This is a genomic window from Mycobacterium sp. SVM_VP21 (genome assembly GCA_024758765.1).
Classification (GTDB): domain Bacteria; phylum Actinomycetota; class Actinomycetes; order Mycobacteriales; family Mycobacteriaceae; genus Mycobacterium; species Mycobacterium heraklionense_C.
Genome location: CP101406.1, coordinates 2,578,257 through 2,599,003, shown reverse-complemented (window position 1 = coordinate 2,599,003; position 20,747 = coordinate 2,578,257). Strand labels below are relative to the sequence as shown.

Annotated in this window: 13 protein-coding genes and 2 pseudogenes; 7 read left to right on the top strand and 8 right to left on the bottom strand. The window is 67.1% G+C overall.

Annotation, left to right across the window (positions count from 1 at the left end; all coding sequences use genetic code 11):
* Position 1: 1 nt before the first annotated feature.
* Both NM962_11890 and NM962_11885 read right to left on the bottom strand, forming a co-directional pair.
* A complete protein-coding gene (locus tag NM962_11890) occupies positions 2–367 on the bottom strand; it encodes a PAS domain-containing protein (protein ID UVO14689.1) in 366 nt (121 codons plus the stop codon).
* A 412-nt stretch (positions 368–779) separates the two neighbouring features.
* Positions 780–2,588 (bottom strand): EAL domain-containing protein, encoded by a 1,809-nt coding sequence (locus NM962_11885; GenBank protein UVO14688.1) that lies wholly within the window; start codon positions 2,586–2,588, stop codon positions 780–782.
* Between the two features lie 185 nt (positions 2,589–2,773).
* On the opposite strand from NM962_11885, the pseudogene NM962_11880 reads away from it, so the two are divergent.
* Positions 2,774–2,952 (top strand): annotated as a pseudogene (locus NM962_11880) (gamma-glutamyl-gamma-aminobutyrate hydrolase family protein).
* Positions 2,949–3,080: pseudogene (locus tag NM962_11875) on the top strand (hypothetical protein). The pseudogenes NM962_11880 and NM962_11875 overlap by 4 nt, the downstream one beginning before the upstream one ends.
* 1 nt (position 3,081) lies before the next feature.
* Here NM962_11875 and NM962_11870 read toward each other — a convergent pair.
* A complete protein-coding gene (locus NM962_11870) occupies positions 3,082–3,531 on the bottom strand; it encodes a MarR family transcriptional regulator (GenBank protein UVO10742.1) in 450 nt (149 codons plus the stop codon).
* A 133-nt stretch (positions 3,532–3,664) separates the two neighbouring features.
* Between NM962_11870 and NM962_11865 the strand changes: the two genes are divergently transcribed.
* The 3 genes from NM962_11865 (at position 3,665) to NM962_11855 (ending at position 7,464) form a co-directional block, all read left to right on the top strand.
* Positions 3,665–5,668, top strand: coding sequence for an energy-coupling factor ABC transporter ATP-binding protein (locus tag NM962_11865; protein UVO14687.1), 2,004 nt, complete (start codon positions 3,665–3,667; stop codon positions 5,666–5,668).
* Positions 5,669–5,733: 65 nt separating this feature from the next.
* Entirely contained in the window at positions 5,734–6,471 is a 738-nt protein-coding gene (locus NM962_11860) for a CbiQ family ECF transporter T component (GenBank protein UVO14686.1), read from the top strand.
* Positions 6,472–6,582: 111 nt separating this feature from the next.
* Positions 6,583–7,464, top strand: coding sequence for a hypothetical protein (locus tag NM962_11855; protein ID UVO14685.1), 882 nt, complete (start codon positions 6,583–6,585; stop codon positions 7,462–7,464).
* A 41-nt stretch (positions 7,465–7,505) separates the two neighbouring features.
* Here NM962_11855 and NM962_11850 read toward each other — a convergent pair whose 3' ends face one another.
* The 4 genes from NM962_11850 to NM962_11835 are packed head-to-tail and all read right to left on the bottom strand — an operon-like array spanning position 7,506 to position 11,038.
* Entirely contained in the window at positions 7,506–8,837 is a 1,332-nt protein-coding gene (locus tag NM962_11850) for an extracellular solute-binding protein (GenBank protein UVO10741.1), read from the bottom strand.
* Positions 8,834–9,646: a carbohydrate ABC transporter permease gene (locus NM962_11845; protein ID UVO10740.1), complete on the bottom strand. Its 813-nt coding sequence runs from the start codon at positions 9,644–9,646 to the stop codon at positions 8,834–8,836. The genes NM962_11850 and NM962_11845 overlap by 4 nt, the downstream gene beginning before the upstream one ends.
* Positions 9,633–10,502 (bottom strand): sugar ABC transporter permease, encoded by an 870-nt coding sequence (locus NM962_11840; GenBank protein UVO10739.1) that lies wholly within the window; start codon positions 10,500–10,502, stop codon positions 9,633–9,635. The genes NM962_11845 and NM962_11840 overlap by 14 nt, the downstream gene beginning before the upstream one ends.
* 26 nt (positions 10,503–10,528) lie before the next feature.
* Positions 10,529–11,038, bottom strand: coding sequence for a DUF2804 domain-containing protein (locus NM962_11835; GenBank protein UVO10738.1), 510 nt, complete (start codon positions 11,036–11,038; stop codon positions 10,529–10,531).
* A 62-nt stretch (positions 11,039–11,100) separates the two neighbouring features.
* Here NM962_11835 and NM962_11830 point away from each other — a divergent pair, with 62 nt between their 5' ends.
* Both NM962_11830 and NM962_11825 read left to right on the top strand, forming a co-directional pair.
* The gene (locus NM962_11830; GenBank protein UVO10737.1) at positions 11,101–12,615 is read left to right on the top strand and encodes a TldD/PmbA family protein; all 1,515 of its coding nucleotides are present in this window, start codon (positions 11,101–11,103) and stop codon (positions 12,613–12,615) included.
* Positions 12,612–13,979, top strand: a complete 1,368-nt coding sequence (locus NM962_11825) for a metallopeptidase TldD-related protein (GenBank protein UVO10736.1) — start codon at positions 12,612–12,614, stop codon at positions 13,977–13,979. Before NM962_11830 ends, NM962_11825 begins: the two co-directional genes overlap by 4 nt.
* Here NM962_11825 and NM962_11820 read toward each other — a convergent pair whose 3' ends face one another.
* On the bottom strand, positions 13,980–20,642 hold the full coding sequence (locus NM962_11820; protein UVO14684.1) for an AAA family ATPase: 6,663 nt from the start codon (positions 20,640–20,642) through the stop codon (positions 13,980–13,982).
* Between the last annotated feature and the right edge of the window lie 105 nt (positions 20,643–20,747).

Genomic DNA, 20,747 nt, shown 5'->3' with positions numbered 1-20,747 from the left:
GCTAGCGCTCCTCCAGCCAGAGTTGCTCGGTGAGATCTTGGAACGTGGCGAGCGCAACCCGGTCATCGGCACGTTCGAGCGCGGACTTGCTCATCAGGGCGCGCACCGTCGAGCCGTCCCGATGTTCCAGGGAAACAACCAGATTGGCCAGGGAATGCATCACCGACAGGGCCGATTCCTCGGCCGGTGGAACCTGGCCGAAGATCTGCCGAAACTCCAGGGCCAGCACCTCTTCTTGGGTGTAGCCCAGCATGGCGGCGAACCCGCTGTTGGCGAACAAGATGGTGCCGTCGTCGGCGATCGCGAGCACCGGAACGGGGATCCGCTCGAGCGCGACCAGGGCCGGCAACTGCCGCAGCGTGTCCATCGGTGCCAGAGGGGTTTGCGCGTTCCGCCGTCGCTCCATGCGTCTGATTATGACGGGCTCCGCAGACGGCGTGGGCAGGGTTCGCCGCTGTCGGGCGTTGACTGCGCCGCGCGCGATACATAGGCAGTCGACGTGATGTGACGCACAGTCTCGTATGGATTGAACATCATCCAAAAGGTATGTACTATCTCCGGTTATGCGAGGGACTGGTTTGTGCGGATCGGGTGCGCTGCGGCGTGCGCCGAGGCCGGCGAGTTCCTCCCGAAGCTTCGCCCGGGGCACCTTGAGGGGTCCGCATCGCCGTGTGCCGCCGCACGCCGAGCCGCATTGGTGCACCGCACCGACTGCAGCGCTCGCCGGCAGGCAGACGGGGGTGCGGTTGCGTGCCACTTTCTACCGGGCGATGTTCTTGTCAGATCACCAAAGCCTGGCTGTCGGCCAGGAAAGGCATCGCCATCCAGCGTGACGCCAGCATTGCTTCGGCGGCGGGCCCCGGCACCGGGCGGGAGAACAGGAATCCTTGCGCGCGGTGACAGCCGTGCCGCATCAAGGTGAGCGCGGCCGCGGACGTTTCCACACCCTCGGCGACCACCTGCAGGCCGAATGCCTCGGCCAGGGCGATGATCGCTCGGACAATTGCGAGATCGCCCGGATTGACGCCCAATTCGCGCACGAACACGGTATCGATCTTCAGAGTGTCGACCGGCAGATCCTTCAAGTGTGACAAGACCGCGTAACCCGTCCCGAAGTCGTCGATCGCGATTTGCACCCCGGCTTCGCGCAGTTCCGCCAGGGTACGACGGGTGTTTTCGATGTTCTGCACCACCGCCCGCTCGGTGATCTCCAGGCAGAGCGAACCGGGGCGTAGTCCGAATTCGTTGATGGTTTCCACCACGTTCTGGACGAAACCGCGGGCGGCCAACTGGACCGGCGAGACATTGACGCGCAGGGTGGCGTTGGTGCGGACGCCGTTGGTCTGCCATTGGCTGAATTCTGCGCACGCGGTGCGCATCACCCACCGGCCCAGATCATCGGCCAGGTTGGCGGATTCGGCGATGCTGATGAACGAACTCGGCAACAGCAACCCGCGGGTGGGGTGCCGCCAGCGGACCAACGCCTCCACCGCGACGATGGCGCCGCTCCACAGATCGACCTCGGGTTGGTAGTACAGCAACAACGACTCGTCGTCGATCTTGCCCTGCATGTGCAGTTCGATGTCCTTGCGGAACAAACTCTTCAAGGACATGTCGTCGGTGGAGCTGACGGTCTGGTTGCCGCCGCCGCGTTTCGCGGCCAGGACGGCCTCGTCGGCGCGGTGCAGCAGACCGGCGCTGGTGTCTTCCCCGGGCAGACCGACCGTCACGCCCACGCTGACCGTGCTGTTGACCGTGTGGCCCTGGATCTCCACCCGCTCGCGCAGCGCGCCCTGCAGCCGGTCGGCGAACGTCTCGGCGCTGGCCATCGACATCGGCCAGTCCGGGATGACGACGAATTCGTCCCCGCCGATCCGGGCCGCCATGGTCCGGTTTCCGGCGTACGCACGCAGCCGGCGGGCGAAGTCCTGGATGAACCAGTCGCCGGCGGCGTGACCGAGATAGTCGTTGATCGGCTTGAGCCGGTCGAGGTCGATGTAGAAGACGCCGACCGGGCCGGGGTTGCCGGCGACCAGGCGCTCGGACAGATGGGCCACCAGCGCGCGACGATTGTGCAGGCCGGTCAGGTCGTCGTGGTCGGCCAGATAACGCAGCCGCTCCTCGGCCGCGACACGCGCCTGCAGCTGCGCGAACAGCGACGCGATCGCCTCGATCGTGTTGAGTTCTTCAGGTCGCCACTTGGGTCGGCGGAACTTGACCAGGCCCAGCATCCCGATGGTCACCGGTCCGGAGATCAGCGGCGCGGTGGCCACCGACAGCGATTCGATGGCATGGTCCATCGACATCTGGCGCACATAGCCGGACTCGTCGGCCTCCGGCCGGATGACGGCCACCCGCTTGCCGTGCGCACAGGTGGTGAAGACCGGATCGGCGGTGGTGAAGGATACGACCGCCAAAGGGTCGGGCTCCGGGGTGTCCAGGCGCGGCGGCCATTCGGCCACCAGCTTGGAGGCCCTGATCTCATGGTCGTTGTGGCGTAGGAATCCGGCGTCGACGTTGAGTTGCTCGACCAAAGTCTGCAGCACACGTTCACTGACCGCGGCAGCCGTTGATGGTGTGGTGGCCATCAGTTGGGCGGCGATTGAGGTGACCAGCGCCAATCTATCCGCCACGATGTCCTTCCCCCGAAGACCGGCAGCCCAGAGGGCGAGCCGCGAGGGCCGCAGGAGGCCTAGGATCGCTTCGGGCCGATGCCGCTGTTGAGCATATTCGAAAAGGCGCTCAAGCTGGAAACTTCTCAGCCGAATTGCGGCTGCTAGATCGATCGGCGGTGCCCGATGGCGCCGACCCGCTTCGCCCGGCTTCGCCGCGCTTGCGATCGGCGCGGTGCCCGATGGCGCCGACCCGCTTCGCCCGGCTTCGCCGCGCTTGCGATCGGCGGTGCCCGATGGCGCCGACCCGCTTCGCCCGGCTTCGCCGCGCTTGCGATCGGCGCGGTGCCCGATGGCGCCGACCCGCTTCGCCCGGCTTCGCCGCGCTTGCGATCGGCGGTGCCCGATGGCGCCGACCCGCTTCGCCCGGCTTCGCCGCGCTTGCAATCGGCGCGGCCCAATGGCGCCGTTAGCGGACCGGTCGGGTCGGGCCGGCTTCGGCCAGGAATCGCTGCAGCACCTCGACCGCGTCGGCAAGTGTCCGGCGGTCTTCGGCAGAAAGCCGGTCCAGTTCGGGGTCCAGCGCCGCCGCCCGGTCCTGACGGACCCGCGCCATGGTCTCGACGCCCTTGTCGGTGATTCGGATCAAGACGGCTCGGGCGTCGAGCGGGTCGGGGGTGCGGGTGGTCAGGCCGGCGTCCTCGAGTCGGCGCACCTGGGTGGTCATCGTCGGCTGGGAGCAGTGGTCTACCGCGGCCAGGTCGGAGATCCGGGCCACGTCCAGGTCCTCGATAGTGGACAGCAGTCGAGCCTGTGCCCCCGGAATGGGCAGCGCGACTCGTTGGGTAGCGAGCCGGTTGAGCCGCGAGACAACGCTGAGCAAATCGGCTCCAAGGCTGGCTTGGGCGGGGGCTACCATCGGGCAAGTATTTCACATGCGTGAACGAAAGTGGACCAGCTCGGTCCGCTCCGCGTGGGGCAGTCCGAGCGACTGGCAGAATCGACGGGTGACCAAGACCGGCCAGGGCATCAACCGAGTCCGGGCGCGGTCGATGCAGTCCTTCGAGATTGCGCAGGCCGCTGTGATGGCGGCGCTGTGCGCGGCGACGGCGATCATCGCGGTTGTGGTGCCCTTCGCCGCTGGTTTGGCGCTGCTCGGCACGGTGCCGATGGGGCTGTTGGCCTACCGCTACCGGATTCGCGTGTTGATCGCCGCCACCGTCGCCGCCGCGACCATCGCGTTTCTGATCGCCGGCATGGGCGGCTTCATGACTGTGGTCAACAGCGCCTACATCGGCGGCTTGACCGGCGTCATCAAGCGCCATCGCCGCGGCCTGCCCACCGTGGTCGCGGCCTCCGCGGTGGCCGGCGCCGTCTTCGGCACCGCTATGGTGCTGGCGCTGACGGTGTTGTCCCGGCTGCGCCACCTGATCTTCGATGCGATCACCGCCAATGTGCACGGGGTTGCGGCCGCTGTGGCGCGTATTCCGCTGCCGGAATTCCAGCGAGCAGCCCAGGATCTGAATGGATTTCTCGGTGCGCTGCTGCACTATTGGCAGTGGCTCATCCTGGCCCAGATGACTATCGGCGTCATGATCGTCTCGCTGCTGGGGTGGTGGGCGTTGTCGCGAGTGCTGCACCGACTCCGCGGGGTGCCCGATGTGCACAAACTGGACCTTCTGGCCGAGAGCGGTCCGGTAGCGCCGGTCCCCGTCCGGCTGGATCAGGTGCGGTTCCGTTATCCGCAGTCCGACCATGACGCCCTCGGGCCGGTAAGCCTGGAAGTCGTCGCTGGTGAGCACGTCGCGATCACCGGCGCCAACGGGTCGGGCAAGACCACCTTGATGCTGCTGCTGGCCGGGCGGGCCCCCACGGCGGGCACCGTTGAGCGCCCCGGCGCGGTGGGGCTTGGGGCGCCCGGGGGCACCGCGGTGGTCATGCAGCATCCGGAGAGCCAGGTGCTGGGCACCCGGGTCGCCGACGACGTGGTGTGGGGCCTGCCGCCGGGGACCAGCACCGACGTCGAGCGGCTGCTCGGCGAGGTCGGCCTGGCGGGCTTCGCCGAGCGCGACACCGGCAGCCTGTCCGGCGGGGAGCTGCAGCGGCTGGCGGTTGCGGCGGCGCTGGCGCGCGAACCCGCACTGTTGATCGCCGACGAGGTCACCAGCATGGTCGACCCGCAAGGACGCGAGGCGCTGTTGGGGTTGTTGTCGAAGCTGGCCGGGCGCTCTGACCGGCGCTGCACCTCCTTGGTGCACATCACCCACTACAACGACGAGGCCGGCAGCGCCGACCGGACCATCGACTTGTCCGGGTCCCGCGACAACACCGCCATGGTGGAGACCGCCGAGGTCCCCGCTGCGTCCGGCGGCGGCGCACCGGGACACGAGCGCACGCCGGTGCTCGAGTTGTCCGGCGTGGGGCACGAATACGCCAGCGGCACGCCGTGGGCCAAGACCGCTCTGCGGGACATCAGCTTCAGCGTCGACGAAGGCGACGGCTTGTTGATCCACGGCGGCAATGGTTCGGGCAAGTCCACCCTGGCCTGGATCATGGCCGGCCTGACGACGCCGACCACCGGCCGTTGCCTGCTCGGGGGCCGGCCCGCCGACCAGCAGGTCGGAGCTGTCGCTCTGTCGTTCCAGGCGGCTCGGCTGCAGCTGATGCGTAGCTACGTCGGTCGGGAAGTGGCTTCGGCTGCGGGTTTTTCACCGCGTGACCACGCCAAAGTCAGCGCCGCGCTGGCCGCCGTCGGCTTGGACGCGGCGCTCGCCGGACGGCGCATCGACCAGCTCAGCGGCGGCCAGATGCGCCGGCTGGTGCTGGCCGGCCTGCTGGCCCGGTCGCCGCGGGCATTGATCCTCGACGAGCCGCTGGCGGGCCTCGACGCCGCCAGCCGGGAAGGCTTGTTGCGACTGCTGGAGGATCTGCGGCGGGAGAGTGGTCTGACGGTGGTGGTCATTTCGCACGATTTCGCCGGCCTGGGCGACTTGTGCCCGCGGACTCTGCACCTGCACAACGGTGTACTGGTGCCGGCGCCGGCAGGTGCGGCGTGACGGGGGAGGCGCGTAGCGCCCCTCGGCCGGTGGTTTTGCTGCGGCCGGTTCCCGGCGACTCCGCGATGCACCGACTGTGGGCTGGCACAAAGTTGATCGTGGTTTTCGGCATCTCGGTGCTGCTGACCTTCTATCCCGGCTGGGCGACGATCGGTGCGGTGGCACTGCTGGTCTTCGGCGCGGCCAGGATTGCTCGCATCCCTCGGGGTGCGTTGCCCTCGGTACCCCGCTGGCTGTGGGTATTGCTGTTGATCGGCGGCGGGACTGCGGCCATGTCCGGCGGCGACCCGGCTGGGCTGGGTGGGCTGTTGTACTTCCTGCGGATCACCGCGTTGTCGATTGTGTTGTTGGGGCTGGGCGCGATGGTGTCGTGGACCACCAATGTCGCGGAGATCGCTCCCGCGGTGGCCACGCTGGGTCGACCGCTGCGGCTGCTTCGCATTCCCGTCGACGAGTGGGCGGTGGCGCTGGCGCTGGCACTGCGTGCCTTCCCGATGCTGGTCGATGAGTTCCGGGTGCTCTACGCCGCGCGGCGCCTGCGGCCCCGGTTCCGGCCGCGGACCCGGCGGCAACGCCGGCGCCATTGGGCACGCGAGGCCGTCGATCTGATGACTGCGGCCATCACCGTGACTCTTCGCCGGGCCGACGAGATGGGGGACGCGATCACCGCTCGTGGTGGCATCGGCCAGATTTCCGCGTCGCCGTCGCGGCCCGGTCTGTCCGACCTGGTTGCCCTGGCGGTGGTGGTCGTGATGTGCGGTGCGGCAGTGGCTGTTGAACTGACCGTGTTGACAACGCCCTGACGGCCGCGAGATCCCGCTCACGCAGGTAGCCACTCGCAGTTTTGCTGCGTGAATTCGATTTCGCGGCCGGGTGAAGTGCGGATGGCCGATCCGGCACGCATCCTCGCGGGTATGAAGGGCGTCTTCATCGGCAGTGAGGCCCTCGCGGTCGGCGCGGTGACTAGGCACGGGCTAACGCGCTGGTTCCGTCGACTTCACCCTGATGTGTACTTTCCGAAGTTCCAGCAGGTGACCTTGCACGACAGGATCGTCGGAGCGTGGCTCTGGTCTAGACGGGGCGCTGTGATCGCCGGCGTCGCCGCATCCGCGCTACACGGAGCGGAGTGGGTGGACGCCGATATCCCCATCGAGCTACTGAGCCGAAAGGCGCCGTCTCCACGCGGGGTCATCGTGCGCAATGAACGGCTAGGCGATGATGAGGCCAGCATCATCGAGGGGCTCACCGTCACCACCGCCGCACGCACCGCGTTCGATCTGGCTCGTCATCTGCCGCGGGGAGAAGCCTTGGCTCGTCTCGATGCCTTAGCGCGGGCGACGCAATTCTGCGTGGACGATGTGCTGGGCCTGGCCCAGCGCTATCCCGGTGCAAGGGGCCTGAAGCAACTTCGAAAGCTGATGCCGCTGGTGGACAGGGGAGCGGAGTCGCTAAAGGAATCCTGGCTCCGCCTCTTTCTCATCGACGCTGGGTTTCCCGTTCCGAAGACGCAGATTCCAGTGCACGTCAACGGGCGTCTATTCGCCGTCCTGGACATGGGTTGGGAGGAGTTCAAAGTCGCCGCCGAGTACGACGGCGAGGTGCACCGCACCGTCCGCAGCTCTTACGTCAAGGACCACTACCGAGAACGCGCGCTGCCTCAACTCGGCTGGCTGAACAACAGGGTGATCAAGGAGGACACCGCGGCCGGGGTCATCGATCGGGTAGCCAGCGCCTTGTGGTCACGGGGATGGAAGGGACATCCGGCATACCCCGCGAGATCGCGCTCACGCAGGTAGCTACTCGCAGTTTTCCTGCGTCGACCCGATCTCGCGGGCAGCTACCGGCGTGCGGCCGCGTTCGCGGCGTCCTGCGCTTGGCGTAGGGCAGTGTCAACGTCGGAGCGGCCGAGGAACATCTCGTCGAAATAGGGCTTGATGGCCTGGTTTCCGGCGGCAAAGCCCGCACCGCCGCCCGGGGCGGGGATGCGGGGTCCGTTGAGCACCGTGAAGAAGGGTGTGACGTCGACCCCGCGCTGCGCCCAGTAGTCGAAGTAGACCCGTTGTGCGCTGAGCACCGCCGGTATCGCCGCCCCGTGGCGCCCCAGGTAGGCGTTGCCGTCGCGGCTGCCGAGCCAGGCCAGCACCTTCCGTACCGCCGCGGGACGCGGCGATGCGGCGTTGCCGACGGCGGCGATCCCGTTGGTGACACTGACTCGTCCGACCGGCCCGGCGGGCAGCATCGCCACCCCCCAGGAGAACGCCGCCTGCTCAGCGACGGCCGCCAGGTTGTAGGTGCCGGACTGAAACAGCGCCATCTTGCCGGCCAAAAACTGATTGCGGGAGAAGTCGCCGTTGGTGTTGGTCTCAGAGGCCGGCGGTGCCACGTGGTCGTCGTTGATCAGCCGCACCAGGTAACCGAAGGCGCCGATCGCTGCCGGGTTGTCGAAGGCGAAATCGTCGCCGCGCTGGAACACTCCGCCGGCAGAGCCGATGTAGTTCAGGTAGATGCCCTGCGGGTCGTTGGCGGCGTTGTAGCCCCACTGTCGGATGCGCCGCTGGTCGAAGCCGGGGGAGTTGGCGGTGCGTCCGGCGCTGTCGCGGGTGAGTCGGGCTAGCAGCGGCCGCAGGGTGTCGCGCGCGCCTTGGGGATCCCAGCGCAGCTGCTCCAACTGTGCGGGCGCGATCCCGGCGGCGGCCAGCAGATTCGCGTTGTAGTACACGGCGATCCCGGCGTCGGTCAGTTGCGGGACTCCCCATAGCGTGCCGTCACGGGTGAACTGAGTGACCACCGACGGCTCCCAATTCGAGCCCGCCGCATCGATCTTCATCAGCCGTCCGCTGTCGGCGTAGCCGGCCAGGTAGGCGTTGGAGAGCCAGAAGATGTCGTCGGCGCCGCCACCGGCGACATCGGTGCGCAGCGTGTCGAAGTAGGTCCGGTAGGCGACAACGTTGACGCGGACCTCGATCTCGGGGTGGGTGCGGTGGAACGCGGCCAACGACTGCCGGTAGGCGTTCGCGACCTGTTCGTCCCACAGTCGTACCGTCACCACCGTCGTGCCGGCCGCCGACCGGTTCGAGGCCCCGTCGAGCAGCATCGCCGCGGCGCCGAGCAGGGCGGCCAGGGTCACCACCGCCGCGGCGAACACGGTGGAGAACCGCGGCCGGCTCACTTGATCCCCGTAACGACGATCGACTGCACGATTCGGCGCTGGAACGCCATGAACAACACGATCAGTGGAATCATCGCCACGGTGGTTGCCGCCATCACCAGCGTCCACTGCGCGTTGTAGCGCGACTGCAGGGCGGCGGTGGCCACCGTGAGCACCCGCCACTTGTCGCCGCTGGTGATCACCAGCGGCCACATGAAGTTGTTCCACTGTGAGACCACGGTGATCAACCCGAGCGTGACCAGGATCGGCCTGCTCGCCGGCAGCATCACGTGCACGATCACGTCCAGAGTGTTGGCTCCGTCGAGTCGCGCGGCGTTGATCAGATCATCGGGGACGGTGCGGAAATGCTGGCGGAGCAGAAAGATCGCATACGGCGACCCGAATACGAACGGCAATACCAACGCCCAGAACGTGTTCCGCAGACCCAGCTGCGCCATCATCAGATACAGCGGCACCACGGTCACGGTGGCCGGCACCATCAGGGTCGCCACATACACCCAGAACAACTTGTCGCGGCCCGGAAACTCCAGCCGGGCGAACGCGTAGGCGGCCAGCACCGAGAAACTCAACTGTCCCACCACGATTACCGCCGTCATCAACGTCGTAACCGCCGCCGCACGGCCGAATCCGGCACCGCCCAGATCACGAAAGTTGTCCAGTGTCGGCGGGTGCGGCCAGGACAGCGGGGAACCGGTGGCGAATTGGCGCGCCGGGGTGAACGAGGTCAACAGCCCGAGCCCGAAGGGCGCCAGGGTGATCAGCGCGCCGATCGTCAGCAGCGCGTAGACGACACCGTTACGTGAGGTCATAGCTGACCCGCCGGCCCAACGAAAGTTGCTGAACAACCGTCACGGAAACCAGGACGGCGAACAGCACGAGTGCCATCACCGCGGCCCGGCCAATCGCCGCCGCCCCGAATGCCTCGTCATAGATGCGGTGGGCGATCAGGTCGGTGCGGCCGCCCGGTCCGCCGCCGGTCAGCGCGTACACGGTGTCGAACACCTGCGCCGCGCTGACCACGCCGGTGACCAGCACAAAGAACATCGTGGGCCGCAGCATTGGCAAGGTGACGCGCCAGAACCGCTGCCACCCGCTGGCGCCGTCGATGCGCGCCGCCGAGAGCACTTGGGTGGGGATGGCCAGGATGCCTGCCAGGAAGAACAGCGCGACGTAGCCGACGTTGGTCCACACCACCACCGCCGAAGTCACCGGCAGCGCCAACCCCGGATCGGTCAGCCATTCGATGCGGTGACCGAGCACGGTGCTCACCGCGCCGTCCGTGGGGCTCAGAATCCATCGCCACAGCACCGCGATCGCCAGCGGTGCGCAGATCCACGGCAGCACGTACACGGTGCGAAACACGGCGCTGCCGGGCAACCCGCGCGCCAGCAAGAGCGCCACACCCAACCCCAACGCGGTCTGCAGCGGGACGACGAACGCGACGAAAAGTACCGTCACCACAAGGGAATTGCCGAACACCGGATCGGTCATCACCGATCGCCAGTTCGCCGCGCCCACATAGCTGATCGGTCCCAGCAGATCCCAGCGATGCAGGCTCAGCCACACCACCACCAGCATCGGCAGCAGCAGGAAAGTCACCACGCCGAACAGGCTGGGGGCGAGCAGCGCGTAGCCCAGCGCCGCAGAACGGGGGGCGCGACTCATAGGTGTATTAAAGCGCTTGCGCCGACTCAAAATCGGGTCTTCATCCGCTCGAGCACCCCGGGCACGTTGTCGAAGGAGTAGGACTCACCGGACAGGGAAGTCACCGTTCCGCGGTAGATCCCGGCGAGTTGCCAGTAGTCGATCGCGGCCGCGACCAGGTTGACCTTGACCGCCTTGCGCCCCGCGGGCGTGAAGGTCACATCGAGCCGGCCGTCGCGGTCATGCACGCGCGCGGTCGACCGCGGATCGGCGGACCCGAAATCGAACTGGACTCCCGCGAGCGGCTCCACGGCACCGGGAACCCAGTTCGACGACTCGTCATCGTCGTCGCTGAACTCCGGCCGGTCGACGAAGTTGGAGCCGACGACACCGCCGGCCATTGCGGCCGCGAATCCGACCCACTCTTTGAGCCGAAACTCGCGCCAGAGGCGCGACAGACCTCGGTGCGCATCGACCGGGTTGGTGTCGCGGACCCGGCCCTCGAATCGGCCGTAGCGTCGAATGCCGTCTTCAACCAGTCGCTGGGGCGCTGTCACGTCGTGATCCTTATTGACACCTACGCCGTGGTCAACCATCGGTACGTCGTTACGGTGGACGGGTGACAGCGAACCGGGGGATCGACGCCGAGTTTTTGGCCCTGCCCCGCCACGAGCTGGCCGACGCCGCGTTGTCGGCGGCCAGAGCGGCCGGCGCCGAGCATGCCGACCTGCGGATTCACCGGATCGCCACTGAGGTCATTCGGCTACGAGACGGCGAGTTGGAGACCGCCGTGGTCAACCGCGAGCTCGGCTTCGCGGTGCGGGTGGTGGTCAACGGCACCTGGGGCTTCGCCTCGCATGCCGAACTGGCGACGCCCGTAGCGGCTGACACCGCGCGCCGTGCGGTGCAGGTCGCCAAGACGTTGGCGGTGCTCAACGCCGAACGTGTCGAGCTGGCCGCCGAACCGGTGTACCGCGACGCGACGTGGGTGTCGGACTACCTGATCGACCCGTTCGAGGTACCTACCGCTGACAAGATCGACGTGCTGGAGGACTACTCGGGTCGGTTGCTCGCCGCCGATGGGGTGCACCACGTCACGGCTTCCTTGACCGCGGTCAAGGAGCAGACCTTCTATGCCGATGTGTTCGGATCGTCGATCACTCAGCAGCGGGTGCGGCTGATGCCGGTTTGCGACGCAGTCACCGTCGGACCGGACGGCTTCGACTCGATGCGCACGCTGGCGCCGCCGACCGCGCGCGGTTGGGAGGCGGTGGCCGGCGACGAGATCTGGGATTGGTCGGGCGAGCTGACCGAACTGCCGGTCTGGCTGGCCGAGAAGGTCAAATCGCCCAGCGTGACCGCCGGACCGACCGATCTGGTGATCGACCCGACCAACCTGTGGCTGACCATCCACGAATCCATCGGGCATGCAACCGAATACGATCGAGCCATCGGATATGAAGCGGCCTACGCGGGCACATCGTTCGCCACCCCGGACAAGCTCGGCGCCCTGCAATACGGCTCGCCGGTGATGAACGTGACCGCGGACCGCACGGTGCCCTACGGGTTGGCCAGCATCGGCTACGACGACGAAGGCGTGGCGGCTCAGAGCTGGGACCTGGTGCGCGACGGGCGATTCGTCGGGTATCAGCTGGACCGGGTGTTCGCGCCCAGGTTGGGACGATCTCGTTCCAACGGGTGCTCATACGCCGACTCACCGCACCATGTCCCGATCCAGCGGATGGCCAATGTGTCCCTGCAGCCGGGAACCGAGGACCTGTCCACCGCGGATCTGATCGGTCGAGTGGACAACGGCATCTACATCGTCGGAGACCGATCGTGGTCGATTGACATGCAACGCTATAACTTTCAGTTCACCGGACAGCGGTTCTTCCGGATCCGTGACGGCCGTCTCGACGGGCAGTTTCGCGATGTGGCGTATCAGGCGACCACCACCGATTTCTGGAACGCGATGGAGGCCGTCGGCGGCGCCTCGACGTGGCGGTTGGGCGGGGCGTTCAACTGCGGCAAGGCGCAGCCCGGTCAGGTGGCCGCGGTCAGCCACGGCTGCCCGTCGGCGCTGTTCCGGGGGATCAACGTGCTCAACACGCGCAGCGAGGGGGGCCGGGAATGATTGGGCCACAACAAGTCATCGACACCGCGCTGGCGGCGGCCAAGAGCGATAACACCGAGACCATCGTGCTGGTCACCGACCGGACCGAGGCGTCGTTGCGCTGGGCCGGTAACTCGATGACCACTAACGGGGTGTCGAGCAGTCGAACCACTACGGTCATCTCGATCGTCTCCGACGACGAGGGTGCTCGGGTCGGCTCGCTGTGCTCGGCCGAAGTGGATCCGGCGCTGATCCCCGAGCTGGTTGCGGCCTCAGTAGAGGCGGCCGCGGGCGCACCGGAGGCCCGCGACGCGGCGGAACTGCTGGGTGGCACCGCCGTCCCGGGGGACTGGGACGCCCCGGTCCCGCAGACCGGCGCGGAGGTCTTCGCTGGGTTGGCCAGCTCGTTGAGTCGAGGTTTTCGGGACGCGGACCAGCTCTACGGGTTCGCCCGCCACGAGGTGGAGACGACGTTCCTGGCGTCGTCGACCGGGTTGCGGCGGCGTTTCACCCAGCCCACCGGAACGGTGGAGATCAACGCCAAACGCAATGGTGCCAGCGCGTGGGCGGGGATCAGCACTCCGGATTTCGTTGACGTGCCGACAGATTCCTTGCTGGAGCAGCTTTCGACGCGCTTGGGCTGGGCGGCGCGCAGCGTCGAACTGCCGGCCGGACGCTACGAGACGTTGATGCCGCCTTCCACCGTTGCCGACATGATGATCTATCTCGGTTGGACGATGAGCGGCCGCGGGGCCCAAGAAGGCCGTACCGCGTTGTCGGCGCCCGGCGGCGGCACCCGGGTGGGGGAGCGGTTGTCTGAATTGCCTCTGACCTTGTATTCGGACCCGCATGCGTTCGGGCTCGAGTGTGCACCGTTCGTGGCGACCGGCACTTCGGCGGAGACTGCCTCGGTGTTCGACAACGGCCTGGACATCGGTTGTGTGGACTGGATCCGCGGCGGGGTGATCAACGCGCTGGCCTATCCGCGGGCCGCTGCCGCCGAATTCGGCGTCCCGGTCGCCCTGGCCGCAGACAACCTGTTGATGACGGGCGGTTCGGCCAGCATGGACGAGATGATCGCCTCGACCGAGCGTGGGCTGCTGTTGACCACACTGTGGTATATCCGCGAGGTGGATCCGACCACGCTGTTGCTGACCGGGCTGACCCGCGACGGCGTCTACCTGGTCGACGAAGGCAAAGTGACAGCGGCGGTGAACAATTTCCGGTTCAACGAGAGTCCGCTGGACCTGCTGCGCCGTGCCACTCAGGCCGGTATCGCCGAGCCGACGCTGCCCCGGGAATGGGGCGATTGGGCGACCCGGGCGGTGATGCCGTCACTGCGGATTCCCGATTTCCACATGTCGTCGGTGAGCCAGGCGCAGTGATCAACTGAGTTCGTCGAATCTGGCGAGCGCAGCGTCGAGGTCGTCCTCGTCGAACAGTTCGGAGCGATTGACCAAATCGCCGTCGACGGTCAATACGTTGATATCGCACCACTCGGCGTCGAATCCATCCTGGGAAATCCCCTGCGCCACATGGGTGACGACCGCTCCGATTGAGCTGAGCCGATGAACCGCTGCGACGTAGATCCTGGTTTCGGGAGAGTCGTCCCAGGCAGCCTCGATGTACGGGACCATGTCACCGGTGGCGAAACCCGCCCCGCGACGGTGATCAATGCTTGCCCAGTCCGGCGTTGTTGCAGCAAGATCGCGCCGGTTGAACCCGGCATAAGCGCCGGTGACGAGCGACCACGTCTGCGCGCAGGCGGCCGCCTCCCCGGCGAGGTAACGGGCGTCTAGCTCAGCTAGGGCGGCGTCGATGTCGTCGGGATCGAAAGTCACGGTGTACTGCATAAGACCGGCGGCGTCGACGTCCATAAGATGCAACATCTCGACGACGACCGTTCGTTCGGAAACACCTATGTCGCAATAACGGTCGCGGGTCAGCGAGAGCCGAGATCCTCGAATGGCGATGGGTTCCACCTCCAACCGCCAGGTGCTGGGGACCGTATTCAACGTGGCGTCGATGACCTTCCGCCGTTCGGGGCCGTCGAGGACGGAGCGCAGACCTTTTCGGCGATCTTCGTAACGGCCATCTTCGTTGGCAAGGGCGAAGATCGCGTCCCCGTCGCGGCGGTTGAAAGCTTCGGCGACGCGTACGCAGTTCCGCGTGGCTGCGTTCTCCAGCGCAGGCCTCGGTCGGCTCAGCTCGTCGAATCGGGCTAGCGCGGCGTCAAGGTCTTCCTCGTCGAACATCTCGCAGCGGTTGATCAGGCCGCCGTCGACGGTGAGGGTGTCAACCATGCGCCACTCGACATCTACTCCCTCTCGGGATGTCCCTTTGGCCACGTGGGTGATGACCGCGCCGCGGTCGGTCAACCGATGAACCGCCTCGGCGTAGAGGATGTTCTGCACCATGTCGGCCAGTCCGACCCCAAGGTACGCGACCAGATCACCAGGCTCGATGGTTGCAAGCGTTCGATGGTCGACGTCGGCGAAGTCGGGAGTTATCGGAGGCATTTCACCTCGACTGAGCGCGACGAGAACCGCTCCGACCGCCGACCATGTCTGCGCGTGGGCTGCCGCTTCACCGGCGAGGTAGCGGGCGTCGAGCTCGGCGATGGCGGCGTCAAAGTCGTCGGGGTCGAAGGAGACGCTCGCCGCCAATCTCCCGTCCGACGTGACCTCACCGACGTCGAGTTGCTCGGCGACGAAGGCTTCGGGGTCTTGATCCCGGAATGAGAAGACGCTCCAGGTGAGGATGAGAGAGTCCCCACGTGTCGCGACATCGCTCACCATGACGTCGGTGATGCCAAGCCCGGCGACAACTCGCATATTTGCGAGGGCCGCATCTCGACCGCGTCGAATTCCGGCGTTCACGGTACGTCGGCGATCGTCTTGGTAGTAATCGTCAGCCAATAGCTCGGCCATCGCGTCCCAGTTGCAAACGGCGAACTGGGCCAGGAAGCGTTGGGACACCTGACTTGCCGCATTGTGCAATCGACGCGCCTTCTGCGGCTGCAGCTCTTCGAACCTCGCGAGCGCGGCATCGAGATCTGCCTCATCGAACATTTCGCAATGGCTGATCAGATCGCCATCGACGGTGAGAGTGTCGACAAGGCGCCACTCGACGTCCAAGCAGTCTCGCGAAGTTCCTTTGGCCACATGGGTGACGACCGCGCCGCGGTCGGTCAAGTGATGCACGGCCTCGACATAGATGGTGTTCTGCGTGGTGTCTTGCAGCGCGACGCGCAGGTATGCCATCAGGTCACCCGTCCCGACCGTCGCAAGCGTCCGATGGTCGACGTCGGTGAAGCCGGACACGGTCGGAGGCATTTCACCTCGATTGAGAGCACCGAAGGCTTCGGTGATCGCCGACCACGTGTCGGCGCAGGCGGCAGCCTCGCCGGCGAGGTAGCGGGCGTCGAGTTCGGAGATGGCGACGTCGAAGTCTTCAGGGTCGAACACAACACGGGCCACGGCTAGACCGTCAGCATCAACTTCGACCACGTCGAGAAAGTAGGTGCGGAAGTCCTCGTAACCCTCAGTGCACGAACGATTGAGGCATAGACGCGCACCGCGGGTTGCCACGACCTCTGAAGTGATCGATCTGACGACGTCGACGAGGCCCGAGACCTCGGCGATCACCGCAGCTGGCCCTTGTCGAAGGCCGGCATTGACCACCCGGCGCCGGTCCTCGGTCGAAATGTTCTCGGCCAGCGTCGCGGCTATGGCGTCCCAGTCGCGGACGGCGAAGCAAGCCTTGAATCGTTCGTACAGTTGACTGGCCGTATTTTCCGGCCGCCGCGCCGGTGGGCGTTCGCCTTCGAATTGGGCATGCAGTGCGTCGAGTTCGGCGATCGCCGCGTCCAAGTCTTCGACGTCGAACCACACCTGCAGCACGATTCGTCCCTCTTCGTCGATGCCGTACAGCTGAAGAAGCTCGTCGTGCGGTGCGCCGGGGCCCGGATCGGGGGTACACAGGCTCGTTCGGGCAAGGGCCAAGCGGGTGCCTCGCACGGCGACAACGACCCGCTCGATCCGCATGAGTCCCGACTCGAGGTCCTGCCGTGTCTGATGCATCACCCCGCCCGCCGAGACCTCGTTCTGCGGAAAGCCGACGATCTTCCGGCGGCTCTCGATGGTGCCGTCGGGCACGAACAGCTGCTCGAACTCGTCCCAGGCCTTGCGCTCGATAGCCGCCATCACGCGATCGCCCGCACGGACGGCCGCATTGTCGAGGTCGACGGACGGTGATTCGGGTGGCTCGGCAGGGGGAGTCGCGACGGACTCGCCAAGCGTGGCACGCGCCTTTGCGGCAAGCGCCTCCGCGCCTTTCCGCTCGTACAGGCCCGCCGCCCGATCGGCGGCGGCCCGCGCACCCGCCTCGTCTCCGGCGGCATTCAACACCGTTGCCAGCGCCAGACAGGCATCGCCGTGATCGACCAACGCGTCAGTGCGCTGCGCCAGATCGACCGCGGACTCGGCCATTTGCCGTGCCGCGCCATGATCACCGTGGCGTGCCAACAGCAGCGCCCGAAGTGTGCGCCAGGCGATCGACGCCTTCAGTGCATGCCCCGAGAGAAGCTCACTCTCCGTGCATAACTCGTCGGCCTCGGCATCTCGGCCCAGAGCCAGATACGTCCGGCCTAGCAGGGCAGCGGTCTCGGCGGTGTCAGCGTCCAGCCCCATCCGGCGGAACCCGTGGTAGGCCTGGCGCAGATGTGGCTCGGCCCCGCCCGGGTCGTCGACGATCAGCTCGATGATCCCGGCGAACTGCTCCACCTCAAGCAGGGCATGGCGCAGGCCCAGCTCGGTCACCGTGCGCCGCGCCGAGTCGATCATTCGTCGGGCGGTGGCGGCGCGGCCGCGAAAAGCCTCCAACACGGCTTGGCATCGCGTCGACGTCGCCTCGACCGCAGGCGAATCCGTCGTGATTCGCAACAGCCGGACCACGTCAAGACAACGTCCCCCGGCCCGCGGAACCGGGTTGGGCCCCCACAGTGCCGCAAGAGGCGCACCCGCCAGCACAGCGTTCACCCGACGGTGTTCACGCGCACGCCGCGCCGCGGTCAGCGCGTTGTCCAATGCGATCTCGCAGTCGCCGATTCGCCCCAGGCGCGCAAGGCATCCGGCCCGTACGGTATGGGCCTTGGCCTCCCCGGCCGCATCGTTCAATCCGGCCAGCCTGTCGGCAGCTGTGCTCAACGCGATCTCGACCTCGTCCAACCGTTCGGGATGGATCAGCATCGACAGTTGGCCGTCGAAGCACGTCGCCCACGCCGCCAATCGGACCGAATCGACGGTCGCCGCCTGCAATTGCGAGACCGCACCTGCGGCCGAAGCAGCCTCACCCGCGGCCAGCAGCGCCTCGCAGTGGGCGATCAGCAGCTCGGCGGCCTGGTCGGCGCGGTCGGGCAGCTCGTCGTCGATCTCTTCCAGCGCGTGTAGTGCCCGGGCGTACAGGTCGGCGGCGCCTTCGTAGGCGAGCCGAGACATCGCCTGGTCCGCTGCTCGCCGGCAATATTCCACGGCCTTCGCCGCATTTCCCGCCCAGGCACATTCGAAATAGTGGTACGCCAGTTCCGACAGCAGCTCGTCGTCGGCGCCGGACGTGGCTTCCAGTGTCGCGGCGATGCGCTGGTGCAGTCGCATACGTCGCACGGATGCCAGCTCGGCAAGCAGCGCCTGCCGGACGATGGCGTGGTTGAACCGGTATCGACCGCCGGACTCTTCGATGACGATGCCGGCCTTGCAGGCCTGGTCGAAGGCGTCGACGAGGTCCTGTTCAACCACTTGCTCCACGAGGTCCACAGCGAAGCGGCTGCCCACGACCGCGGCCGCGGCGAGTGCCTTGTTGGTCTCCGCGGGGAGTCGCGAAAGCCGGCGGCTCACGGCTTCCCGAACACCCTGCGGCAACGTGCTCGGATCCCATACGCCGCCGCTTTCCTCGACGTGTCGCAGCGCCTCGATCAAGAAGAACGGGTTGCCGCCGGTGACGGACGCCAATGCCCGGGCGAGCTCTTCGTCGTCGTAACCGGCTTCGGTGACATAGGCGGTAACGTCATCCTCGTCGAGTCCGCTGAGCGCAAGCCGATTCGCGGTGCCGTCCCGGTGCAGATCGGCGAGCATCGCCGCCAGCGGATGGGAACGGTCGAGGTCAGTGCTGCGGTACGTCGCGACGATCTGCACTCGGGTGTGATCACCGAAGCGCAGCAGATGCCGCAACAGCAACAGCGTGGGTTTGGCCGCCCAGTGCAGGTCGTCGAGTATCAGGACGACGGGCGCGCTCGCGGAGGCGAGTTCCAACAACGCGACCACGGCGTCGAAAAGGGCATAGCGTTCGGTGTCGGGATCGGCGCGCGGTGGCGCGGACAGATCGGGGAGCAGATCGGTCAGCCCGGGAATCAGTGGGATCAGGGCCTCAACGCCCCGCAGTCCCCGCAGTCGCTTGGTGTCGATGCAGGGCACCAGCGAACGCAGCGCTTCGGCGAACGGCTGGTAGGGCGCGCCGAGGTCTTCGTCGGAACGGCCGTACAGCACGGTGGCGCCCTGCTCGTAAACCTGTCGAGACCACTCGCCGGCCAGGCGCGTCTTGCCCACACCGGGTTCGCCGGCAAGCAGCATTGCGTGAATGCCACCGGCGAGCGCGGCCTGCCAGGCGGTGGCAAGTCGTTCCAGCTCCGGGCCACGCCCCACGAACCGCCCAGGGCCGGTCAGTACCGCGGGGAGTGCTGGCCGCTCAAAGGTTTCGTCGACGGGCTCCTCGACCTGTTCGGCGGTCTGTAGGCGGAGCTCGAAGACATGCTCCGGGCGCGGCAGGTTGCGCAGTGCACGCATCCCGAGGTCGGCAAGGCCGACGTCGTCGGGCAGCGTGTCGATGACGAGCTCGGCCGTAGCGCCGGAGCACAGAATCTGGCCGCCCACGGCCAGCGACCGCAGGCGAGCGGCGCGATTGACCGCGCGACCGAAATAGTCACCGTCGCGCAGCTCTACCTCGCCGGTATGCAGAGCGATCCTGATGCGCATGGGTTCGTGCAAACCCCACGGCTCGTGGACGATTGCGTCTTGCAACTCGATAGCCGCGGCGGCTGCCGCTGAGGGCCGGTCGAACACCGAGAAGGTGGCGTCGCCTTCGCCACGCGTTTTGATGAGCCGCCCGCCGCGTGAGGTGACGACCTGTTCGACGAGTTCGTCGTGGCGAGCGAGCGCTATCGCCATGGCGTCGGCATCGGCCTCCCACGCGGCAGTCGACCCCTCGATGTCGGTGAGCAGAAAGGTCACGGCCCGGGTCACCGATGAAAGATGCTGGGTCACGGGGTGGTCTAGTGCGGAGTCCTGAGCGACGATCGCGGCCGCGAGCCGTCGAAGCTCGGGACCGGGATCGACGCCGAGCTCGTCGGCGAGCAGCGACCGGGCTCGTTGATACGCGCCGAGGGCCTCACCCTGGCGGCCGGCGCGATAGAGCGCCAGCATCAGCTGTGCCCATCGCCGCTCGCGCAACGGTGCGTCGGCCACCGCGGCTTCCAGCTCGCCGATGATTTCTGCGGCCCGCCCCGTCGCGAGCAACGCGTCGGCACGGTCCTCGACCAGGGCGGCGTGCCCCTCGATCCAGCGGGTCTTCTCCGAGATTCCGCGGCGCGAATCGGGCAGTTCGGGTGTTCCGCGCCAGATATTCAGCGCCTCCTCGAAGCGGAGCACCGCTTGGCCGGTGTCGCCGGTGGCCGTGGCGTCTCGTCCTGCCTTGGTGGCCCGCTTGTAGCGCGGGGCATCCACCTCCGTCGTGTTGAGGATCCAGCCCGTGCCCTCGGTGAGAACGAAGCCGTCGCCCAAGGCCCGCCGCAGCGAGGAGATGTGAGTCTGCAGCGCCTTGGACGCAGTGCGCGGCGGCTCATCGCCCCAGAGCAGATCGATCAGTGTTTCGGCCGACACGACGGAGCCACCGTGCAGACCGAGCATCGTGAGGATCGCACGCGGTTTGGCACCCGGGATCGTGACCGGGGCGCCGTCCCGCCGGGCCTGTAGAGGTCCCAAAACCCCCAGCTCCACGGCTTGAATGGTAGTCACGAGGGCAATAGTCGGTGGGGCGATTCAACGGGCGGTCAAGATCCGGTAAAGACACCGTCCGCCGCAGTCGGGGGCTCCCCCGCGGGC

What these genes read in the sequence shown, in the direction of transcription:
- NM962_11890 (UVO14689.1), bottom strand. Translation starts at nt 367, where the DNA reads ATGGACACGCTGCGGCAGTTGCCGGCCCTGGTCGCGCTCGAGCGGATC.
- NM962_11885 (UVO14688.1), bottom strand. Translation starts at nt 2,588, where the DNA reads ATGGCCACCACACCATCAACGGCTGCCGCGGTCAGTGAACGTGTGCTG.
- NM962_11870 (UVO10742.1), bottom strand. Translation starts at nt 3,531, where the DNA reads ATGGTAGCCCCCGCCCAAGCCAGCCTTGGAGCCGATTTGCTCAGCGTT.
- NM962_11865 (UVO14687.1), top strand. Translation starts at nt 3,665, where the DNA reads ATGCAGTCCTTCGAGATTGCGCAGGCCGCTGTGATGGCGGCGCTGTGC.
- NM962_11860 (UVO14686.1), top strand. Translation starts at nt 5,734, where the DNA reads ATGCACCGACTGTGGGCTGGCACAAAGTTGATCGTGGTTTTCGGCATC.
- NM962_11855 (UVO14685.1), top strand. Translation starts at nt 6,583, where the DNA reads ATGAAGGGCGTCTTCATCGGCAGTGAGGCCCTCGCGGTCGGCGCGGTG.
- NM962_11845 (UVO10740.1), bottom strand. Translation starts at nt 9,646, where the DNA reads ATGACCTCACGTAACGGTGTCGTCTACGCGCTGCTGACGATCGGCGCG.
- NM962_11840 (UVO10739.1), bottom strand. Translation starts at nt 10,502, where the DNA reads ATGAGTCGCGCCCCCCGTTCTGCGGCGCTGGGCTACGCGCTGCTCGCC.
- NM962_11825 (UVO10736.1), top strand. Translation starts at nt 12,612, where the DNA reads ATGATTGGGCCACAACAAGTCATCGACACCGCGCTGGCGGCGGCCAAG.